Origin of the sequence: Roseburia rectibacter (assembly GCF_014287515.2) — a bacterium.
GTDB lineage: Bacteria > Bacillota > Clostridia > Lachnospirales > Lachnospiraceae > Roseburia > Roseburia rectibacter.
In genome coordinates this window covers 732,434-752,129 of sequence record NZ_CP092473.1, presented here as the reverse complement: position 1 = coordinate 752,129, position 19,696 = coordinate 732,434, and the positions used below count along the sequence as shown (strand labels likewise).

Annotated in this window: 16 protein-coding genes and 2 pseudogenes; 1 reads left to right on the top strand and 17 read right to left on the bottom strand. The window is 43.0% G+C overall.

What is annotated here, in order from left to right:
• Positions 1–310 precede the first annotated feature (310 nt).
• From ftsH to H8S51_RS03560, 4 genes are read right to left on the bottom strand one after another with little or no spacing between them, the layout of a single operon-like run.
• Positions 311–2,137, bottom strand: coding sequence for an ATP-dependent zinc metalloprotease FtsH (gene ftsH, locus H8S51_RS03575; protein ID WP_207724021.1), 1,827 nt, complete (start codon positions 2,135–2,137; stop codon positions 311–313).
• Between the two features lie 13 nt (positions 2,138–2,150).
• Positions 2,151–2,681, bottom strand: a complete 531-nt coding sequence (gene hpt, locus H8S51_RS03570) for a hypoxanthine phosphoribosyltransferase (protein WP_117919956.1) — start codon at positions 2,679–2,681, stop codon at positions 2,151–2,153.
• A complete protein-coding gene (tilS, locus tag H8S51_RS03565) occupies positions 2,671–4,167 on the bottom strand; it encodes a tRNA lysidine(34) synthetase TilS (RefSeq protein WP_186899327.1) in 1,497 nt (498 codons plus the stop codon). Before tilS ends, hpt begins: the two co-directional genes overlap by 11 nt.
• Positions 4,168–6,009, bottom strand: a complete 1,842-nt coding sequence (locus tag H8S51_RS03560) for a SpoIIE family protein phosphatase (protein ID WP_186899326.1) — start codon at positions 6,007–6,009, stop codon at positions 4,168–4,170.
• A 286-nt stretch (positions 6,010–6,295) separates the two neighbouring features.
• Here H8S51_RS03560 and H8S51_RS03555 point away from each other — a divergent pair, with 286 nt between their 5' ends.
• Positions 6,296–7,285: an aldo/keto reductase gene (locus H8S51_RS03555; protein ID WP_117919950.1), complete on the top strand. Its 990-nt coding sequence runs from the start codon at positions 6,296–6,298 to the stop codon at positions 7,283–7,285.
• A gap of 71 nt (positions 7,286–7,356) precedes the next feature.
• On the opposite strand, the gene H8S51_RS03550 is transcribed toward H8S51_RS03555, so the two are convergent.
• The 13 genes and pseudogenes from H8S51_RS03550 to H8S51_RS03490 all read right to left on the bottom strand — a co-directional run bounded on the left by H8S51_RS03550 (position 7,357) and on the right by H8S51_RS03490 (position 19,658).
• Complete coding sequence (locus tag H8S51_RS03550; protein ID WP_118209878.1) at positions 7,357–7,662, bottom strand: septum formation initiator family protein; 306 nt, start codon at positions 7,660–7,662, stop codon at positions 7,357–7,359.
• A 62-nt stretch (positions 7,663–7,724) separates the two neighbouring features.
• On the bottom strand, positions 7,725–8,180 hold the full coding sequence (gene yabQ, locus H8S51_RS03545) for a spore cortex biosynthesis protein YabQ (protein WP_186899325.1): 456 nt from the start codon (positions 8,178–8,180) through the stop codon (positions 7,725–7,727).
• A complete protein-coding gene (yabP, locus tag H8S51_RS03540) occupies positions 8,177–8,467 on the bottom strand; it encodes a sporulation protein YabP (protein WP_186899324.1) in 291 nt (96 codons plus the stop codon). The genes yabQ and yabP overlap by 4 nt, the downstream gene beginning before the upstream one ends.
• Before the next feature lie 72 nt (positions 8,468–8,539).
• Positions 8,540–8,626 (bottom strand): annotated as a pseudogene (locus H8S51_RS18380) (RNA-binding S4 domain-containing protein); the annotation flags it as partial.
• Positions 8,627–8,644: 18 nt separating this feature from the next.
• Positions 8,645–9,777, bottom strand: a protein-coding gene (locus tag H8S51_RS03530) for an IS3 family transposase (protein WP_118772524.1) whose coding sequence is annotated in 2 segments (ribosomal slippage) — positions 8,645–9,510 and positions 9,510–9,777 — 1,134 coding nt in all. Because the reading frame shifts where the segments join, the coding sequence is not laid out codon by codon here.
• Positions 9,778–9,853: 76 nt separating this feature from the next.
• Positions 9,854–10,012: pseudogene (locus H8S51_RS03525) on the bottom strand (RNA-binding S4 domain-containing protein); the annotation flags it as partial.
• A gap of 207 nt (positions 10,013–10,219) precedes the next feature.
• On the bottom strand, positions 10,220–10,495 hold the full coding sequence (locus tag H8S51_RS03520) for an HU family DNA-binding protein (RefSeq protein ID WP_006856310.1): 276 nt from the start codon (positions 10,493–10,495) through the stop codon (positions 10,220–10,222).
• 188 nt (positions 10,496–10,683) lie between these two features.
• The gene (locus H8S51_RS03515) at positions 10,684–12,420 is read right to left on the bottom strand and encodes a phospho-sugar mutase (RefSeq protein WP_117919942.1); all 1,737 of its coding nucleotides are present in this window, start codon (positions 12,418–12,420) and stop codon (positions 10,684–10,686) included.
• 101 nt (positions 12,421–12,521) lie between these two features.
• The gene (locus H8S51_RS03510; protein WP_241070875.1) at positions 12,522–13,319 is read right to left on the bottom strand and encodes a hypothetical protein; all 798 of its coding nucleotides are present in this window, start codon (positions 13,317–13,319) and stop codon (positions 12,522–12,524) included.
• Positions 13,316–13,912, bottom strand: a complete 597-nt coding sequence (locus tag H8S51_RS03505) for a hypothetical protein (protein ID WP_241070874.1) — start codon at positions 13,910–13,912, stop codon at positions 13,316–13,318. Before H8S51_RS03505 ends, H8S51_RS03510 begins: the two co-directional genes overlap by 4 nt.
• Before the next feature lie 51 nt (positions 13,913–13,963).
• Positions 13,964–14,941: a CotS family spore coat protein gene (locus H8S51_RS03500; protein ID WP_241070873.1), complete on the bottom strand. Its 978-nt coding sequence runs from the start codon at positions 14,939–14,941 to the stop codon at positions 13,964–13,966.
• A 68-nt stretch (positions 14,942–15,009) separates the two neighbouring features.
• Complete coding sequence (locus tag H8S51_RS03495; protein ID WP_186899323.1) at positions 15,010–16,350, bottom strand: CCA tRNA nucleotidyltransferase; 1,341 nt, start codon at positions 16,348–16,350, stop codon at positions 15,010–15,012.
• Positions 16,347–19,658 carry a GGDEF domain-containing protein gene (locus tag H8S51_RS03490; protein WP_186899322.1) on the bottom strand — a complete coding sequence of 1,104 codons (3,312 nt, stop codon included), beginning with the start codon at positions 19,656–19,658 and terminating at the stop codon, positions 16,347–16,349. Before H8S51_RS03490 ends, H8S51_RS03495 begins: the two co-directional genes overlap by 4 nt.
• Positions 19,659–19,696 lie beyond the last annotated feature (38 nt).

The following is a 19,696-nucleotide window of genomic DNA, read 5'->3' as shown; positions in this document are numbered from 1 at the left end:
TTCGCTAATGTGTCAAGATATAATTGGAAATTTTTTTCAATTATGTAATGTTGATCTGATCCGGAGATAATCCGGTTATAGACAAAAAAAATGAAACCTGGGGTCAGGTTCCATTTTTAGGAGAAGGTATTTTTACTATGGGGTATAGCAAAAACTATATATAATGTATTGGGGGGTTTTTACGGTTATTATAATAGCATGCCCCCGCAAATAAGTGTGCACAAAGTTCACAATTTTTTATAGTTGTTTTTATACATATTGTACAGTACCTTGGTACCATATTTTGAGCGTAACAGAAAAATCTGCACAATTACTTCTCAAATAATGCTTCAAATTCCTGCTGGCTGATCTTTTCTTTTTCTAACAGAAGGTTTGCACAGGCATCTAATACATCACGGTTATCTGTGATCATCTGCTTTGCTTTCGCATAACATTCATCAATGATACGCTTGATCTCCTGATCGATCGCACTTGCTACACCCTCGCTGTATCCTCTGGCATGTGCAAGATCACGTCCGATGAATACTTCATCATCATCATTGTCATAGCAGATCAGACCGATATTATCAGACATACCATATTTAGTGACCATGGCCTTTGCCATCTGGGTCGCCTGCTTGATATCCTGTGATGCCCCGGTCGTGATGTCATCAAATACAAGTTCTTCCGCCACACGTCCGCCAAGTGATACAACGATATCCTGTAACATCTTGCCCTTCGTGTTAAACATCTCATCCTTTTCCGGCAAAGGCATGGTATATCCTGCAGCGCCGCTTCCGGTCGGAATGATCGAAACAGAATAAACAGGTCCTACATCCGGTAATAAATGGAATAAGATTGCATGACCGGATTCGTGGAATGCCGTGATACGTTTTTCCTTGTCAGAGATCACGCGGCTTTTCTTCTCCGCACCGATTCCGACTTTTACAAAGGACTTCTTGATGTCATCCTGTCTGATATAGGCACGGTTATCTTTTGCCGCAACGATCGCAGCTTCATTCAGAAGATTTTCAAGATCTGCACCGGTAAATCCTGCTGTTGTCTGTGCGATCTGTTTTAAGTCAACGTCATCGCCAAGAGGCTTGTTTTTTGCATGAACGGAAAGGATCTCCTCTCTTCCGCGCACATCCGGGCGACCCACAACAACTTTACGGTCAAAACGTCCCGGACGCATGATCGCCGGATCTAAGATATCCACACGGTTGGTCGCAGCCATGACAATAATGCCTTCATTCACGCCAAATCCGTCCATCTCGACAAGCATCTGGTTTAAGGTCTGCTCGCGCTCGTCGTGACCGCCGCCCATACCTGTTCCTCTTCGTCTTGCAACTGCATCGATCTCATCGATAAAAATGATACACGGTGCATTTTTCTTTGCTTCCTCAAAAAGGTCACGAACTCTCGATGCACCGACACCGACAAACATCTCTACAAAATCAGAACCTGAAATAGAGAAAAATGGTACTCCCGCCTCTCCTGCGATCGCTTTTGCAAGCAATGTCTTACCGGTACCAGGAGGTCCCACCAAAAGTACACCTTTGGGGATTCTCGCACCAAGCTGTGTATATTTCTTCGGTGCGCGTAAGAAATCAACGATTTCTTCTAACTCTTCTTTTTCTTCCTGCAATCCTGCCACATCCGAGAACTTCACACGTTTCGCCGGATCATCACTCATCCTTCTCGCACGGCTCTTTCCAAAATTCATCATCTTGCTTCCGCCACCTGAATTTGCTGCCGCCTGATTTGTCATGATCATAAAGAAAATGAACATCGCAGCAAAAATGATCAGATATGGAAGCAGTGTCAAAAGCCAGCTCTCCTCCGGCGGATTCTGTACCGTATAGGTCTTAAATCCGGTTTCCCGCATATACTGCTCAATCTCTGCTACGTCAGAGACAAGCATCACCTGCGTACTCGAATCGCTGAATGTAATGTTCACACTTCCCGTAGGCACCTCACGGTTCGGTACCACATTAACCTGTGTCACCTTACCCTCTGCTAACGCCGTCTCAAACTGCTGCCTCGTATAAGTATTGGTCACATTGTTACCGTCGAGCCAGTACCAGATTGCAATGACAGCAAGCACTAATATCAGATATACTCCAAATCCTCTAAAACCGCTTCTCTTATTATTCAATCCTATTTCTCCTTTATTCCTCTATCTCCACAAATCCAATATAAGGCAGATTACGGTACTGCTGATCATAATCAAGGCCATAACCTACTACAAACTCGTCCGGTATCTCAAATCCGACATAGTCAACCTTTACATCCACAACCCTGCGGTCCGGTTTGTCAAGCAGTGTACACAGACGAACGCTCTTTGGACTTCTTGTTTTCAAATTCTCTAAAAGATAACTTAAAGTTCTTCCTGTATCGATGATATCCTCAACAACAATAACATTTTTTCCTTCAATACTGGTTGATAAATCCTGTACGATCTTTACGATACCACTGGATTCTGTGCCGGAACCATAACTGGAAACTGACATAAATTCCACTTCCACCGGTACGGTGATTCTTTTTGCCAGCTCACAGGTAAAGAAAGATGCTCCCTTTAAAATACAGATCAGACATACAGATTCCCCTGCGTAATCCTCACTGATCCTTGCACCTAATTCCCTGATCTTCTTGTCAATCTCTTCTTCCGTAAAATGAACATTAATGTTTTTAATCTTCACGATAATTTCCTCCGTCGATCCTTACTTCCAGGATCCTTTTTGTATCTTCTTTTATTTTGCAGACGGCACTGATCCGCCCGCCAATGACCCATAACACATGCGACTGCTGCGCTAAAAGCCATATGTGATCTCTTTTTATCTGCGGTATTTTTTCATCAATAAAATAGCTCTTTAATTTCTTTTTGTGTCCTGCATCATCCACCGTCAGATAATCTCCGGATGTCCGGCTCCGAAACTGCAAGCCACATTCTATCCTATCATAATTCAGCCATTTCGTATACTGATTTTTAGGAATTTCGTCAATTTTTCCCGAAAATAAAAGCAGTCTGAGGCTCACACTGGCATCCGGCAATGTGATCGTTACCGTTTCTCCCGCTTCTAATTTTGCAAAATCTGTCTCTGTGAGCTTATAAACCGGCCGGACATTTTCGTTTTTATCTTCAGGTTCCAGCTTCTTCCATGCTCCCCCGGCATCCTTTTGGATTTCCCCACGGCGCAGTCTTACCCCTTCATAGACCCTGCATGCCGTCACCTGATATGGAAGCATGATCTCACGTCCGGTCTGTTTTTCCATCAGGGCACAGACATCCTGCACATGTACCATACCGATATCTTTCCTGCTGCCAGATGCTTTTCCTAATACCGCATGAACGATCTCCTGCCGGATGATATCAGGATACTGCTGCCACTCATTTTTTAAAATAGTATATGCGCCATCTGTAAAAGCGCAGCATGTCTGCATTGCCTTTTTAGTCTCCTGTTCCATATAATCAACTGCCTGCTGTAAAAGCAGTGCACTCTGATTGATATGGGAAACCGACTGTTCATTGACCTTTAACAGTTCCGGCAGAACACAGTGACGGATACGGTTTCTGCTGTAATTTATATCCAGATTAGTGCCATCTGTCCGGTACTCCTGACCGGCTTTATCAAGGTACTCCTCAATCTGTTTTCTTGAAACACAAAGAAGCGGACGCACAATGGAAATGTCTCCTGCAAGTACACGCTTCGGGTGCATTCCGCACATTCCATGGATTCCGCTCCCTCTCGCCATCTGAAACAAAACCGTCTCTGCATTGTCATTTGCATGATGTGCAAGGGCAATGCAGACATGTCCCGCTCCGTTTTTCTTAAGTTTCTCTGCCTCCTTTTGATAACAGTCATAACGGAGTATCCTCGCAGCTTCCTCAATGCCAAGTCCCTCCGCAGCCGCATATTCCGGCACACTGACCGGACATATCCTGCATGGAACCCCTTTTTGTCTGCAGAGTTCTTCTGCAAACGCTGCATCCTTCCTGCTCTCTCCTCCCCGGATACCGTGCTCTACATGTATTGCCAAAAGCGTGTATCCGATTCTTTCGCGCAATTCCAAAAGCACCAGCAAAAGTGCCACAGAATCCGCCCCACCGGACAGCCCTACGATCACGGTATCCCCTTCTGTCATCAGTTTTTCTTTTTTGATCCAGTTTAATACATCTTCTGTCATTTATTTTTCCCATATACATGCCGCTAACACGGTCATATCATCCTTAGCCTTTCCTCCCGTAAAAAGCATCACACGCTCCATGATCTTCTTTGCCAGTATCCCCGGATTATTCGTCTGTATGCTCTCTATGATCTCCTGCATGGTATCCTCCGGTTTCTTTACATGCAGATATTCTAACACACCATCCGTTACCATGACAACAAAATCACCACCCATGAGTTTTGTTTCCTGCGTGGAAATATCCATCTGTACCTGTGCTCCAACCGGCAGGCTCTGTGAAGCAATACATTCCACCTCCGTTCCTCTCTTTATAAAAGTTGCCGCCGCACCGATCTTATATAACCTTGCCATTCCTGTATACAGATTGATCTTGCAGAGATCAACTGTGGAATACAGATCATCTGCTCCTTTCATGACCATCGCAGAATTCATCATGCGGATCGCTGTCTCTACAGAAAAACCTGCCTCTAAAAAACGCTCAACAAGGTCTAATACCATCTCACTCTCTTTACATGCCATGCTTCCGGAACCCATGCCGTCAGAAAGTCCAAGAAGGAATTCCCCCCGCTCTAACTCCAGAAAAGAAAAATTATCTCCCGATATTTTTGCCCCGTCTTTTTTGACTCTCGCAATTCCCTGCACATTGCGGTACACCGTATCCTCATAAAAAACATAACTGACCGGTTCCCTCGAAATAAAAGTTTTCGTATCTGCCGCTGCACGCATCTGCTTTCCTAAAGCATGTTCTGCCGCGGTCACAAATGATTTTAAAGCAATACACCCTCCCCTTCTGCTTTTTAAAGTCGCACTCAGTTTTAACCTGCCATCCAATGTCTCGATCAGATGAATCTCCTCAATCGAGATTCCCTTCTCTTTCGCACGGTAGCGTATCTCGGAGATTGCCCTCCTCTCCTGCGCATCAAGCACGCGTTCTTCTCTTGCACAGTCCTGCATGATATATGCCATGGCATCAAGCTGTTCCGCAATCACCTGCCTGTTTTCCAAAAGCCGGTTGTACCATGCATGATTTAAACTAACACGTTCAAATACACGTACTGCCTCCTCCACCATATCCCGGCTTTTTGCACAATACTTTTTCAGTTCTGCCTCATTTTCTGCTCCCGGCTCCCCCTTCTGCCAGATTGAGGTGATCATCGAGGACAAAATCCCATAAAGCGGTGTACAGTCCCTCTCCCAGCAAAGTGTGCAGGAATCGCAGGAAGCACAGACTTTTCCGGTCAGCTCATTTTGTACCCTGCCAAGCTCGTCCGCTGCATATTTTTCTTTTCCTGTGCTCATATTTAAGAAAATCTGAGATAGTCCCTGGAAAGATTCCGCATAATTTTTTAAACGCTCGCCATTTCCTGTCTCCGGCAGATCCTCCGTTTTCTGCTGCACAGGTGTCCACTCCATCAGGAAATGAATGCTGCGGTTTAAAAGGATCACTGCACCAAATATAAATATAGACTCTAAAAATACCGCCGCACCAGCCGGCTGGTTTTTCCATTCCAGAAGACTCCCGCAAAACGATAAGATCAGTGTGGTAAGCCCCGCCATCACACCTGCTAAAAATGCAGGACATCCTTCATTTGCCCATTCGATCAGCTTTACAGCACCAATCATAACGATCAGTGTTACTCCATATTTTACCGCAGCGGTAAGCGGCATAAATATGGTCATTCCTATGTACATAAACGCAAGCAGCATGACTCCGTTTACCTGCTCTAAATAAAGTGCCGTAAAATATGCGGGCACAAGCGGATAACATCCCATCACACTGACACTGCATACCAGGCTCCCAAGTATACTGAATATCATTTGTCTGATTCTGGTCTTTTTCATTTACTGTCTCCTTACACTTTCTTATTTTCCCCGCCATCCACCGGATCTCATCCGGCTGATTTTTTCGGGTGCATCCCATTATAGGAGTCAGGAACAAAAATCTTTGTCAAAGAAAAGCCCGGTTTCAAAAAAGTTTTCGCCAAAATTCCTTTTTTGATATCCTTTCGAGGGAGTTCAAAACAGTTGATTATTTTTAGGAATTTCAAAATGCCATCACACCTTATTCACGTTATATGGTATAATTCATTATTACATCTTATATAAAACGTTTCATGGGAGGAATAAAATGTATACAGCAGACAGTAAACGTTATGAAACCATGCAGTATAACCGCTGTGGAGCAAGCGGATTAAAACTTCCGGTCGTATCTTTGGGATTATGGCACAATTTCGGTGATACCGGATGTTATGACAACATGAAGGCAATGTGCCGCACCGCCTTTGATCACGGCATTACCCACTTTGATCTCGCCAACAATTACGGTCCTGCCTACGGAAGTGCAGAGCGCAATTTCGGTCAGATCTTAAAAGATGATCTTATGCCTTACCGTGATGAGCTTTTGATCAGTACAAAAGCCGGTTATGATATGTGGGAGGGACCTTATGGCAACTGGGGAAGCCGTAAATATCTGATCGCAAGTTTAGACCAGAGCTTAAAGAGACTTGGACTTGAATATGTCGATATTTTCTACCATCACCGCATGGACCCGGAAACACCGCTTGAAGAGACAATGGGGGCTCTTGATTCCATCGTAAAAAGCGGTAAGGCACTTTATGCCGGACTTTCTAACTATGATGGACCAACCTTAAAGAAAGCGGCAGCTATCTTAAATGACTTAAAATGCCCGTTCATCATTAACCAGAACCGCTATTCGATCTTTGACCGTACCATCGAAAATAACGGCCTAAAGGAAACTGCGCATGATCTTCATAAAGGTATCATCGCCTTCTCACCTTTAGCCCAGGGTATGCTGACCAACCGCTACTTAAACGGTATCCCGGCAGACAGCCGTATTGCAAAGGACGGCCGCTTTTTACATGAATCTTCCTTAACGCCGGAACGCCTGGCTCAGATCAAAGCATTAAATGAACTGGCAGGAGAACGTGGTCAGACACTTGCAGAGATGGCATTAAGCTGGATCTTAAAGGACGATCATGTGACAAGTGTTCTGATCGGTGCCTCAAAACCGGAACAGATCTTAGACAATATCGGTATCATCGGACATACTTCTTTCTCCAAAGAAGAACTTGAAAAAATCGACGCTATCGCAAAATAAGTAAACAAAAAAACAGTTCCAGATGCGTTATCCGCACATCATGGAACTGTTTTTTAATCATTATCTGTAATCTATTTTTTCGCTTCCTTGAAGATGATCTCATTATCATAGGCAAGTCCTAATTTACTCTTTGCAGTATCTTCCACATACTGTTGGGACTTTGTATATGTCTCATAATTGCTCAGTTGTTCTCCCCTTGCAGTTTCATCCTCTAACTGCTTCTGGAGTGATGCTTCCTGCTGTATGTACTCCTGATCCTTCTGGTAAACCCGGATGATCTGAACAGACATTACCGCAACAAATGCAATGACGATCAATCCAATACAAAGCTTGCCTGCTCTGTTATTATTCTTTTTTCGACGTCCCCTACCTGCCATATCTGTTTCCTTCCATCTGATATACCGCTGTCCTGACTGTTTTTCGCAAACATACCGTCAGACTATAGTTTACATAACCCAATTTTAACTGCTCTGCACACTTTTTTCAATCGTTTTCTAAAAAAATGTATAATTTTTTTCCCATGTTTTCTGACTGGTAGTAAAATAGTACCAAATATTTTGCCGAGCAGACCAAAAACCGCCCCAAAGACCATCACATTGATCCGTATGACAAAACGGCTGAGCAGAAGATAGTAGAGCAGCATGCCAAGCACGATTCCACCTATGGAAAATCCTCTCACCATGCCGTCATTTTCCCGATACAACATCACAAAAACCACTGCCGTACAGCAGATCCAGTATACAAAATCCTCCATGCCGATCCAGAAATTCCCATGGGGCACGATTCTGCGAAAAATACGCAGGATATCATACAAAAGAAACAATGCTCCGCCAATCAGTATGGATACTCCAAGTGAGGCTGCCTGTTCACTGATCGCCGCGCTGACAGCCATCATTTAAACAATCTCCCTAAAATAGATTCTGCCTGTTTTCCTGTACTTTTGATATCGGAATAAGTCAGGGAATCGATTCTTCCTTCAATATCAATTTCGCCTTTTTCCAAAGTCAGACGATTCACATGGAGATCGTGCCCTTTTATCAAAAGCATACCAAGTTCTGTTTCTAACAGAATTTCTGCCACATCAAATGACAACACGTCCACAACTCCGGAAAAAGCCCCGCTTTTGCGGTTTGCAAGCAGTACTTTATGTGACTTTGTCACATTTGTATTTCTATCATCCATCCTAAGACCTCCTGATACTTATTAGCGGAAATATCTATCACCGTTTCTAAATATATTAGAAGGTCTTTGTTTTTATGCTATATATTCAAATAAATCTTTTGCCTGTTCTTTTTTTGTCGTATCCAACAGATCAAGCACACGCACTTTTACGGTTTTCGTTGGATTGTCAACACTTTTTCAGACAAATTTTTTTAGGTTATTTTTCCGATATTGTACAGGCGTTTGATACCCTAAGGAAGAATGTATGCGGTGATGATTATACCAGTTTACATAATCCCATAGTTTTATCTTCAGTTCTTCCTGCGTATGGAATGTTTCATTCCATACAAATTCTGTTTTTATAATCTTGAACGTAGCTTCTGCCACTGCATTGTCATAAGGACATCCCTTATGGCTCAGGGAGCGTTCCATATGGAACGTTTCTAACAGTTCTTCAATTGTCTCGTTTTTAAATTCATTTCCACGGTCTGTGTGGAAAATATGGATTTCCGACAGATTTCCGTCTACTTTCATAAATGCCTGTTTTACAAGTTCTGCTGTTTTATGTTCTCCTGCACTGTATCCAATAATCTCCCTGTTAAAAAGATCAATCAGTACACAAATATAATTCCAGCGGTTTCCTACCCTTACGTAGGTCAAATCACTTACCACTACATTGCGGTATGGCTGGTTTTGAAATTGTCGGTTCAACACATTCTCTACTTTTGATTCATTACATCTGTCTTTTTGCGGTTTAAACTGTGCTGTAGTATAGCTTGATACCAGACCTTCCTGTTTCATAATCCGTCCAATCCTGCGTCTTGATACCTGTTTCCCGCAATCAGCCAGTTCTTTCTTGATCTTTCGTGTACCATAATGGTTCCGGCTTTTTCTAAAAATTTCCTGAATGTCTGCAGTGAGTTCTGATTCATCTTTTTTTGCTGCTGCTTCATAATAATAGGTGCTTCTGTTTACCTGTAGGACGCGACACATTGCTGATACAGAGTATTTGTGGGCATTTGCTTTAATCACATTTACTTTCGTCCTAAGATCAGCGCCGCTTGTTTTAAAATATCATTTTCCATTCTTAACTGCTGGTTTTCTTTCCGAAGCCGGATCAGTTCTTCCTGCTCCGGAGTCCGGTTATCTTTTTCATGGAAAGAACCGGAATTGGATGCCTGCTTTACCCACTTGTCAAACAGGGAAGTAGCAATGTCATATTCACGGCAGATATCACATCTGCGTTTGCCGGAACGATATAGTTCCACCAGTTGCTGTTTAAATTCATCTGTATATTTGCGAGGTTTTCGTCGTTGTTTTTGTTCGGTCATAAAGAGTGCTCCTTCGTGTATTTATTATAGATTATATGACCTTAAAAAATCTGTCCAGTTAATTGTAACCTATCCACGTTCCAAATGCGATCTCAATGATATCTCCGACTTTGACATTAACCGATGCCTTTGCCGGTTTTCCATTTACCGATACCCTTCCTGCATCGCACGCTTCATTTGCCACCGTACGGCGTTTGATCAGACGGGATACCTTTAAAAATTTATCAAGTCTCATTATATAATCCTCCTCTTATTCATAAAATGCAATGAACAAAGAGCCGCTTGCGACTCTTTCGCGCTCGAGTGGTGCTGTTTACAGCTAACTTCTTCTCCGCGAGATGCGCATCCCGCCCGGAGGGCCTTTTGTGTAATAGGGAATTTCCTATTACATTAAAAAGCGGATTCCGCAACCGGAACCCGCTTAGAATCTTTTCTGTTATGATTATGCGTTAACCATATCTTTTAAAGCCTTACCAGCTTTGAATTTTGGAGCTTTAGAAGCCGGAATAACCATCTCTTTACCGCTCTGTGGGTTTCTTCCTGTTCTCTCTGCTCTCTCAGATACTTCAAATGTTCCGAATCCAACTAACTGGATCTTCTCACCTTTTTTTAATTCTTCAGCTACAACGTCTGTGAAAGCTTTTAATGCTGCTTCTGCGTCTTTTTTGCTTAATTCAGTTTTCTCAGCCATTGCTGCAACTAATTCTGCTTTGTTCATGTTAAAAATTCCTCCTCTGGATTTTCACAGTAAATTTAATTTTGCGGTCTTCTGATGCACCAATCCCTGACGGATATCCGTACACTGTAATACCTACTTCATTATTTATACTTGTTTTTACTTCTGTTGTCAAGGAAAATCCCCTAAATATGGGCATTTTTACATACATTTTCCGTTCAGGATTATGATTAAAGCATTTTATCGATCATCGCATGTACTGCTTTTGATAAATCGGATGATTTTTTGTCAGCATCTGCAAGGGAAGTTCCCTTTACACCCAGATAAAATTTTACTTTCGGCTCTGTACCGGATGGTCTTACACATACCCACGCACCATCTGTCATCTCGTAGTAAAGAACGTTAGAAGATGGAAGTCCTGTCGGTGTAACCTTACCGGTTGCAAGATCTGTAACAGTGTCTTTCTTATAGTCGCGGATTGCAGTCACTTTATAATCACCGATCTCCTGTGGTGCCTGATCACGCAGTGTATTCATGATCTCCTGAATCTTTGCAAGACCCTCGATACCTTTTAAGGTGATGGATGTCACATCATCTTTGTAATAGCCGTATCTCTCATACATTGCAAGCATTGCATCCCACAATGTCATGTTCTTTGTCTTATAGTAAGCGGCTGCTTCACAGAGTGTCATGGATGCTACGATCGCATCTTTATCTCTCGCATAGGTTCCTGTCAGACAGCCATAGCTTTCTTCCATACCAAACAGATAGGTTCCTTTTCCTGTTTTCTCAAATTCCAAGATCTTCTGACCGATAAATTTAAATCCGGTCAGCACTTCTACCAGCTCGATTCCATAATAGTCAGCGATCGCATCTGCCATATTCGTAGAAACGATAGAACGGATAAATGCACCGTCAGCCGGAAGGCTTCCGTCACGCTCTTTGCGCTGTCCGATCACATAATCACCGATCAGGCATCCTGACATATTACCGGTTAAGCTGTGATATTCTCCTGTTTTGCTGTCCTTTACATACACACCGAGACGGTCTGCATCCGGATCTGTCGCAAGAATTAAGTCTGCATCTACTTTTTTGCCAAGGGCAAGTCCAAGTTCAAATGCTTCTGCTGCTTCCGGGTTCGGATAACTTACCGTCGGAAAATCACCATCCGGCAGCTCCTGCTCCGGAACAACATATACATTTTTGAAGCCAAGCTCTTTTAATACACGGCGTACCGGAATATTTCCTGTTCCATGTAATGGTGTATAAACGATCTTTAACTCTCCGCCCACTTTATCAATGCAGTCCTGATGCAGAACCAGTTTCTTTAATTCAGCAATGTAAGGATCGTCGATATCTGCTCCGATCACCTGATAAAGTCCTGCTGCTTTTGCCTCATCAAGCGGCATGGTCTTTACTGTTGCATAATCGGTTACTTTTTTTACTTCATCCATGATTCCGGTATCATGCGGAGGTGTGATCTGTGCACCATCCTCCCAGTATACTTTATATCCATTGTACTCCGGTGGATTGTGGCTTGCTGTCACATTGATTCCGGCAATACAGCCTAATTTACGTACTGCATAGGAAAGTTCCGGGGTTGGTCTTAAAGATTCAAATACATATGCTTTGATTCCGTTTGCTGCCAGGCAGAGTGCTGCTTCATCTGCAAATTCCGGTGACATGTGGCGGGAATCATAGGCGATCGCAACTCCGCGCTTCTGCCCGTTTACCTTGCTGATATAATTTGCAAGTCCCTGTGTAGCCTTGCGTACGGTGTAAATATTCATACGGTTGGTTCCGGCTCCGATCACACCACGGAGTCCTGCCGTACCGAATTCCAGATCCATATAAAAACGGTCTTCGATCTCTTTTTCGTTTCCCGCAATATTTTTCAGTTCATTTCTGGTATCCTCATCAAAGTAAGGATTATTCAGCCAGCTCTCATAATTTTCTTTGTATCCCATTTTTCTTTCCTCCCATACTTATGATTCTGTCTTTATATTAGCGATAACAAACTTGTTTTTCAAGTACTATTCCATGCTAAATTTGTACAATTCTGTCCTTTTTAATTACTGTTTCCGGATAACGTTGACAAAAGTTCTGACAGAGTAGAGAGATAATCCGTACTGCTGCCCGTTGATGTGCCATCCCCGGTGCCGGTTCCCGAAGTCCCATCCGTCAAAATTCCGCTGCTGTTTTCCAGTGAATCCCCCGTCGAGGTTCCAGTGCTGCTTCCCACAGAAGTTCCGGCAGTTGTTCCGCTGCTTTCCCCAGCTGTATGGCTTCCTGCAAGACTTCCCGCAAGGCTCCCTGCCGCTCCATCTGTCGTAGTATCTGTTTCGTTCGTCACGGAATCCGCTGTTTTTTCTGTTTCTGTCTCTTCCGCAGTGCTTTCTGTTCCACTTCCATCACCGGACATTCCGATCACGATCGTTGCCTCTTTTGAATTAACAAACAGCTTCTTATTGTAAGTATCATATCCGGGAGCTGTAACAGCAAGACTGTGCACTCCATACTGGATCGGAACTGCCTCCTCGGTGTCGATCACTTTTCCATCAATCTGAATGATCGCATCCTCCACATCCACAGCAAATAAAATATTTCCAAACTTTGGTCCCTCACCCTTTAAAGTGTTAAGATCAAGTGTCTCTTTCTGTCCGCTCTCGATCGTAAGATCTGTACTTCCGCCATATCCGTTATTTGCCACAGTCACAGTATAAGTTCCTGCCGGCAGTTCCATCGTCATATCTTTGGTCACTTCCGCAAATATTTTGCTTCCGATCTGGATAAAACTTCCCTCAAAAAGTTCTGTATTCGTCAGCGCAAGTTCCCCATGTCCGGTTGTGACAACAATGGAGATCATTTTTTTCCTATACCGGTCACCCGCAGTGTATCTAAATCGGACAGATCTGATAACTGCTTTCTCACATCATCTTCACAGATATAAAGATCTGCATCATAGGAATACCGTTCATCTCCGATCTTAAAAATCCTCCGATCCATATCCACCGAATAACGTGATACATCCGGATATTCCCAGACAGCATCGGAAATCTGCACCTGCGTGATCTTTCCCTGATCATCTTTTTCTCCCACCGTGATCACTCTGCCGGGTTCAAAATAAGACACCGCTGTGCGGTTTCCATATTTATCGAGAAATCTGGTTGCGATTGTGTAATAATACACATATTCTTTACCGGATGCGATCTGCTCTAATGTCAGACATTCTGCCTGCATATCATTCGATCTGATCAGGAACTGGTCTGTTCCGACCACATCTTCCCCGGTTGCCTCCACCGACTCATTTGCATCATCCGAAACATCCTCCGTTTTGGCATCTTTCTCCTGATCCGGGTAATAATAACGCCCGGTCACAACCGTATTCTTCTTTCCGCATGCACTAAACAGCATGATCATTGCTGCAAGCAGCAAAATAATCCTGTATTTTATCTTCATGTGCTCTCCTGCTTTCTAAAATATTGTGCAAATAATTATACCGCAAACTATCTACACGGTAAAGTGGAAGAGCATCTGTAAAAACTGTTCCCTTGCATCTTCCTGCGCAATAACTTTCTCTAATTTTTCTATATTTCTCCCTGACAGCCATGCTTTATGTGAATTATAATAACGGTTTGCGATCTTCCAGAATTTTTCCGGATATGCAAGATAAACATACAGATATTTCAGTTCTTCCGGCGACAGCTTTTTTACCCGGTCATAATTACGTATCAGATCCATGCCAAGTCCTGCATTCCAGTTATTCTTTTCCATCATTTTCCGGATAAAGTTTGCAAGATCCCCGACTCTCTCCTGATACAGGAAATTTTCAAAATGAACGACTGCAATTCCATCCTGTGAGAAAATAACATTGTGCTGGTTATAGTCACCATGACAGAATCCGATCAGTTTCTCCTGCCGTCCAAGATCCTTTAAAATATCCGTTGTCTCTTTCGCTTTTTTCACATATTCCGGATACCAGACCGCAAACATCATCTCAAAATCATTTTTTTTCTTTTTTGCACGGATATAATTCTTTACTTTGTTTAACTCACGGTTTCTTTTTTCATAAAGCATTAACAGACTGTTCTGTCCCGATCGTAAAAACTCCGGTACACTGCCCTCATAATTCTGTGCAGACTGATGCAGCAGCGCAAGTTCTTTTACTGCGCTAAACATATCTGACCTGTTTTTCGTATCACATTCTGCACCCGGATACGCCTGATATAATATGTATTTTGTTTCCTCCTCATTCACAGAAAACGGCTCGCCCTCTTTTGTGCGCATTATCGTTTCCACAGTTCTTCCCTGTCTATCAAGATGATCCAGCATATCTGCTAAAAACTCTGCCCGTTCTTTCGAACCTCTGTATTCACGCAATATTTTTGGTCCCTGTTCGGTATCACACTGATAGCTGTCCCGTCCTCTTGAGATGGATTTTACTTCCAGTTCGTATTGTTCTAATACCTGTTCCGGTCGATTATACAAAAAAACGCCCCCCATATGATTGATTACGGTCTTACCACCGTGTCTCTTCATCATATGAGAGGGTTTGTTCATTCATGACTACAGATTCTCTCCAATAGTCTTTCTTTTGTATTCAGCTCCGGTTCATCAAGCACCAGTTCCAAAAGACCTTTTAATGTTTCCCCGATCTCTTTTCCCGGTTTCATCCCGGCAGCGATCAGGTCACTTCCATTGACTGCCAGGTCCCGTATCGTAAGGCACTGATTTTTTTCTAAAATATCCCGGTATAATGCCTCATATCCATCCACGTATGCTAACTTTTCTCCCCTCTGGTATTCGCTCTGTGCCAGGATATCTGCACGTTTTACCGCAAACAATGCCGGATACTGTTCCACTCCGATCCTGCTTACTGCTCTTCTAATATTTTTCTCTGAAAGAGGCGGATTATCATCATGCCAGCACACCAGACGGCACACCTTATCCGTCGTATCATTGTCAAACTTTAACCGGCGCAGGATCTTTCGTGCGATCTCACTGCCTTCCTTCGGATGTCCGTAAAAATGATCGCTGCCAGACTCATCCGTGGTCCTGCACGCAGGTTTTGCCACATCGTGTAACAACATTGTAAGGCGCAGCACCTTATCTCCCACAATATGATTTAAGGCTGCCACAGTGTGTTCCCCGACCGAATAACAATGATGCTTTGTGTTCTGCGGCGTCTCCATCATACGGTCAAACTCCGGCAGAAATACTGCTGTAAGACCTGTCTCCCATGCTGTTTTGATCTCGCCCGGATGCGCAGAAGTAATTAATTTTACCAGTTCGGTCTGTACCCGTTCCGCACTGACTTTTGCAATATTCGGTGCAAGTTTTACCATCGCCTTTTTTGTCTCTTCCTCAATCGCAAATCCAAGCTGTGCAGCAAAACGCACGGCACGAAGCATCCTAAGCGCATCTTCCGAAAAACGCTCTGTGGCACATCCCACGCATCGTATCACGCCCCGCTCTAAATCACCCACACCGTCAAATGCATCGACCAGACCGTTTTTGTCATTATATGCCATGGCATTGATTGTAAAATCACGCCGTTTTAAATCTTCCAGCAGACTCGCCGTGAACTGCACGTTTTTCGGGTGTCTTGCATCCTCATATTCACCGTCGATCCGGTAAGTTGTCACTTCAAATCCCTCATGTTCCACCATCACGGTGACTGTTCCATGCTGTATCCCGGTATCAATGGTATGGATCTTTTTTTCGGCAAATATTTCTTTAACCTGCTCCGGTTTCGCCTGTGTCGTGATATCCCAGTCCCCCGGTGTGCGGTGTAACATGGTGTCGCGCACACAGCCGCCGACTGCATACGCTTCATAGCCATGTTCTTCTAATGTTTCTATGATAAATTTTACTTTTTCCGGCAAAACGATTTTCATATACGGTAAGTTCCCTTTTTTGTTGTCTTGATCGAATAGAGCAGATCATCCGCCCGCTTGATCATCTGGTTGATTTCTTCCTCGTCATGAACGTCTTTCGCCGACACGATTCCAATGGAACAGGAAATACGCTGCTCTTTTTTGATAGAAATCTGTTTTTTCAGTTTCTCAGAAATCGCTCCTTCAAAACCGTCTGCCTGATCGATCTTTTTATAGATCAGCTCTGCTGTCTCTGTAAGTTTTTCTTCGTCTGCAGTAAAAAATACGATAATGTATTCATCCCCGCCGTAGCGGCATACAAATCCCTGTTTTTCACACAGACCCGAGAAAATGTCTGCCATTTCCTTTAAAACCAGATCTCCGACATCATGACCGTAAGTATCATTATAATGTTTAAAATTATCGAGATCAATAAACATCAGTCCCAGTTCCGGTTTTCGTTTTCCTCCCAGGAATTCATCCATCAGGGCTTTGATTCTCCGGTAAAACCCTTCTCTGTTGTAAATTCCAGTCAGTTGGTCTGTAACCGCAGAAAGATAAAGTTTATTGTTCATCTCGTATATTTTATCATATGCGTCCAGACGGTTCAAAGAATATTTTACCTCCCGGAACAAAAGCTGATACATGTTTAAGTCATCTTCATCTAACATATATCTGTTTACGGAAGAATGCCAGTTATCCTTCATCCTCACATAGGCGATCAGGAAATTTTCCAGTTTTGAATTGTTAAAATACGGTACTGCCACTAAAGAACACACATCATCCTCACCAAATAATGATGTGATATCCTGGTGCTCATTATAATTGCTGCTGATCTTCGAGATTGCATAACCTCCCGGATTCCGTTTCAGGGAAGCAATGATCCTGCCCGTCTGCCCGTCGTTTAATTCTATCCCTGTATTGTTGTATAACACCTGCGTCTGTCTCTCCATACAGCGCGCATATACCGCGCAATCCACATTAAAATGATTTAAAAACGTTTTCATGACCGCATCGATCATTTCTTCTGCACTGACTCCGGTCACGTCGATCAGTTTCTGCCAGGTTAAAATAAAATCCAGCTGGTGTTTTTTACTCTTATAAGCAAGCACCATACTTTCCTGCCAGAGAAGCGCATCTAATTCCTGTACGGAAATCTCCTTCTTCCCATCCTCATCATCTAAAGGCGGCAGGGTATCCATAATTTTTTCTGCCAGCTTTCCATAAGTGTTAAAATGTTTGTTTTCGTATTCCTCCAGTATGTTCTTTTGTTTTACTTCCCCTTTTTTATTTCCAAGATGATTGAAACACTCCATTCGCTTTTTCCGGAAAAGTGCATAGCTGAAAAACTGATTTCCCTCGGAGCATCTCAGATAATTCTCCGCTTTTTCATAATCTAAGTCAGCTTTTTCATAATCTCTATCGTATACGGCAAGCAATCCGCGGGAAAATGTATATAAAAACATGTCGTCATCAACTTTCGCATAATCATGGACAGTTCCAAACCCATCTCCCATCTTTTCTTTTTCTATAACGTAATTTAAAAACTGTCTGCAATTATTTAAGTAGCGCTCACAATTAAACCTGTTGCCCTCTAAAACAGACACAAGTGCAAGAAGTCCATATAATTTTGACAGATTGCATACCCTCAGACTGTTTAAATGCAGACGTTCCACAGCCTTCATGCACTGTGTCAGATAAAATTCCGCCTTTTCATACTGACCGCACATAATGCAGTTTAAAGACATATTATACTGCACTTCTGCAATATCTCCCGGCTCCCTCAGATAATAAAACAGACGGATGGCATGCGTGTAATACGCCATTGCACGTTCATTTTCACCGATCGCACATAAATTATATGCAATTCCCGAATAGATACGGCCTGCCTGGATTGATCTTTTATCTTTCAATGCTTCATACGTGCGCACCGAATAAAGCAGGGAAATTTCATACATGCCATTTGTCGACGAAAGCATGATATTTTTCTGGTATGCCGTGTTGATCAGATGTTCATTTTCGATTTCTTTGGCAATACGTATTCCCTTGCTGAAGTAGATCAGAAGTTCTTCAGACTGATTCGCCTTCTCGACGATTTCCGGCTTATTGTCATATGCATAAATATATACATGTGCCAGATGATTGCGGTAATTGTAGCGGATCAGATTTTCGGTCAGGCTTTTCTCTATTTTTACATCCTGCGCACAGAAAAATATGTTATACCAGCCGGACATCTGTATCTGGGTTTTGAGTAACTCGGATAAAAACTTCCGGTAATCATCCGATATTTTTTCTGCAATACAATATGTTTCGCCTGCCATCTCTAAGGCTTCTTTTAATTTTCCCTGATACATATACGCAGTTGCGATCAGATAGTCCTGCTCATATGCACACTCATCTTCCCTTCCGGCAAGATGAATTTTTTCTAAATCCTCGCAGATTTCAAGAGCTTTGGGAATATCCTTCCTTAAAATGGAAACTTTTGCAAATAAAAGCCACATGCGAAAACGCGCAGGATCATCGACAAAGAGATTATCAAATTTTATCTTTCGCTCTATAACCTCCAGATAATATGCTGCCTGGTCAAAATCAAGAAATTCCACCATATTCTGCAGTTTGCGGTAGACCTTTTCGCTTCCGTAGTCAGCATATTTTCCATCATCTGCGATTTCTTCTTTTTTCCTGCCGGAATTTCCGATATGGTAAATCTTGCTGCCATCATCTAATGTCTCGTAAAGCATCTCCCAGTCCGGCACTAAAAACTCCGGCATTGCCTGAATATCACTGACCCCAAGCACAAGACCTATATTGCTGTTCTCGGCTTTTAAAATTCGCGCTGTCAATTGCATCGTACTTTTTGAGGCCAGCTGAAAACGGTTCAAAATAAGAAGAACCGGATGCCTGTCTGCAATGGCATACAGCATACGTTCAAGTGCCGCTAGCATGCGCTCCTGTTCATATGCCACCTCATCGAGCAAAATGATCTCTTCCCTTTTTGCATATCCCCGGTTAAAATAGCCAAGCAGTACCGGCCGGTGCAGATAATACACATCACATTCTTCCATAAATTCTTCGAATGTACCCGTCATATACCGCCTGAAGCCATCACAGATCATGGTAAGATACGGCTCATATGCACTGGTGATCTCACCCGGTTCAAATTCGTGCATCTGTACGAAAATATTCTCCATTTTCTCCAGCTGATCTGTATAACTTAATTCTTCTATGGAAAATTGTCCACTGTATCTGACCAGAAGATGGTTCTTTTCCACAGTTCCCAAACCGGCTGCCACCTGTTCTATCGCACCATCATAATACTTTTCTATCATCTTCTCCCATCCCCCTGAAAAAATAATATTTTGTGTTA

Excerpts from the sequence above, each read along its gene's own strand:
- H8S51_RS03560 (WP_186899326.1), bottom strand. The coding sequence starts at position 6,009 with ATGAAAAAGACCAGAATCAGACAAATGATATTCAGTATACTTGGGAGC.
- H8S51_RS03505 (WP_241070874.1), bottom strand. The coding sequence starts at position 13,912 with ATGAAGATAAAATACAGGATTATTTTGCTGCTTGCAGCAATGATCATG.
- H8S51_RS03490 (WP_186899322.1), bottom strand. The coding sequence starts at position 19,658 with ATGATAGAAAAGTATTATGATGGTGCGATAGAACAGGTGGCAGCCGGT.
- yabQ (WP_186899325.1), bottom strand. The coding sequence starts at position 8,180 with ATGATGGCTGTCAGCGCGGCGATCAGTGAACAGGCAGCCTCACTTGGA.
- H8S51_RS03520 (WP_006856310.1), bottom strand. The coding sequence starts at position 10,495 with ATGAACAAAGCAGAATTAGTTGCAGCAATGGCTGAGAAAACTGAATTA.
- H8S51_RS03515 (WP_117919942.1), bottom strand. The coding sequence starts at position 12,420 with ATGGGATACAAAGAAAATTATGAGAGCTGGCTGAATAATCCTTACTTT.
- yabP (WP_186899324.1), bottom strand. The coding sequence starts at position 8,467 with ATGGATGATAGAAATACAAATGTGACAAAGTCACATAAAGTACTGCTT.
- H8S51_RS03550 (WP_118209878.1), bottom strand. The coding sequence starts at position 7,662 with ATGGCAGGTAGGGGACGTCGAAAAAAGAATAATAACAGAGCAGGCAAG.
- H8S51_RS03495 (WP_186899323.1), bottom strand. The coding sequence starts at position 16,350 with ATGAAAATCGTTTTGCCGGAAAAAGTAAAATTTATCATAGAAACATTA.
- tilS (WP_186899327.1), bottom strand. The coding sequence starts at position 4,167 with ATGACAGAAGATGTATTAAACTGGATCAAAAAAGAAAAACTGATGACA.
- H8S51_RS03510 (WP_241070875.1), bottom strand. The coding sequence starts at position 13,319 with ATGATCTCCATTGTTGTCACAACCGGACATGGGGAACTTGCGCTGACG.
- H8S51_RS03555 (WP_117919950.1), top strand. The coding sequence starts at position 6,296 with ATGTATACAGCAGACAGTAAACGTTATGAAACCATGCAGTATAACCGC.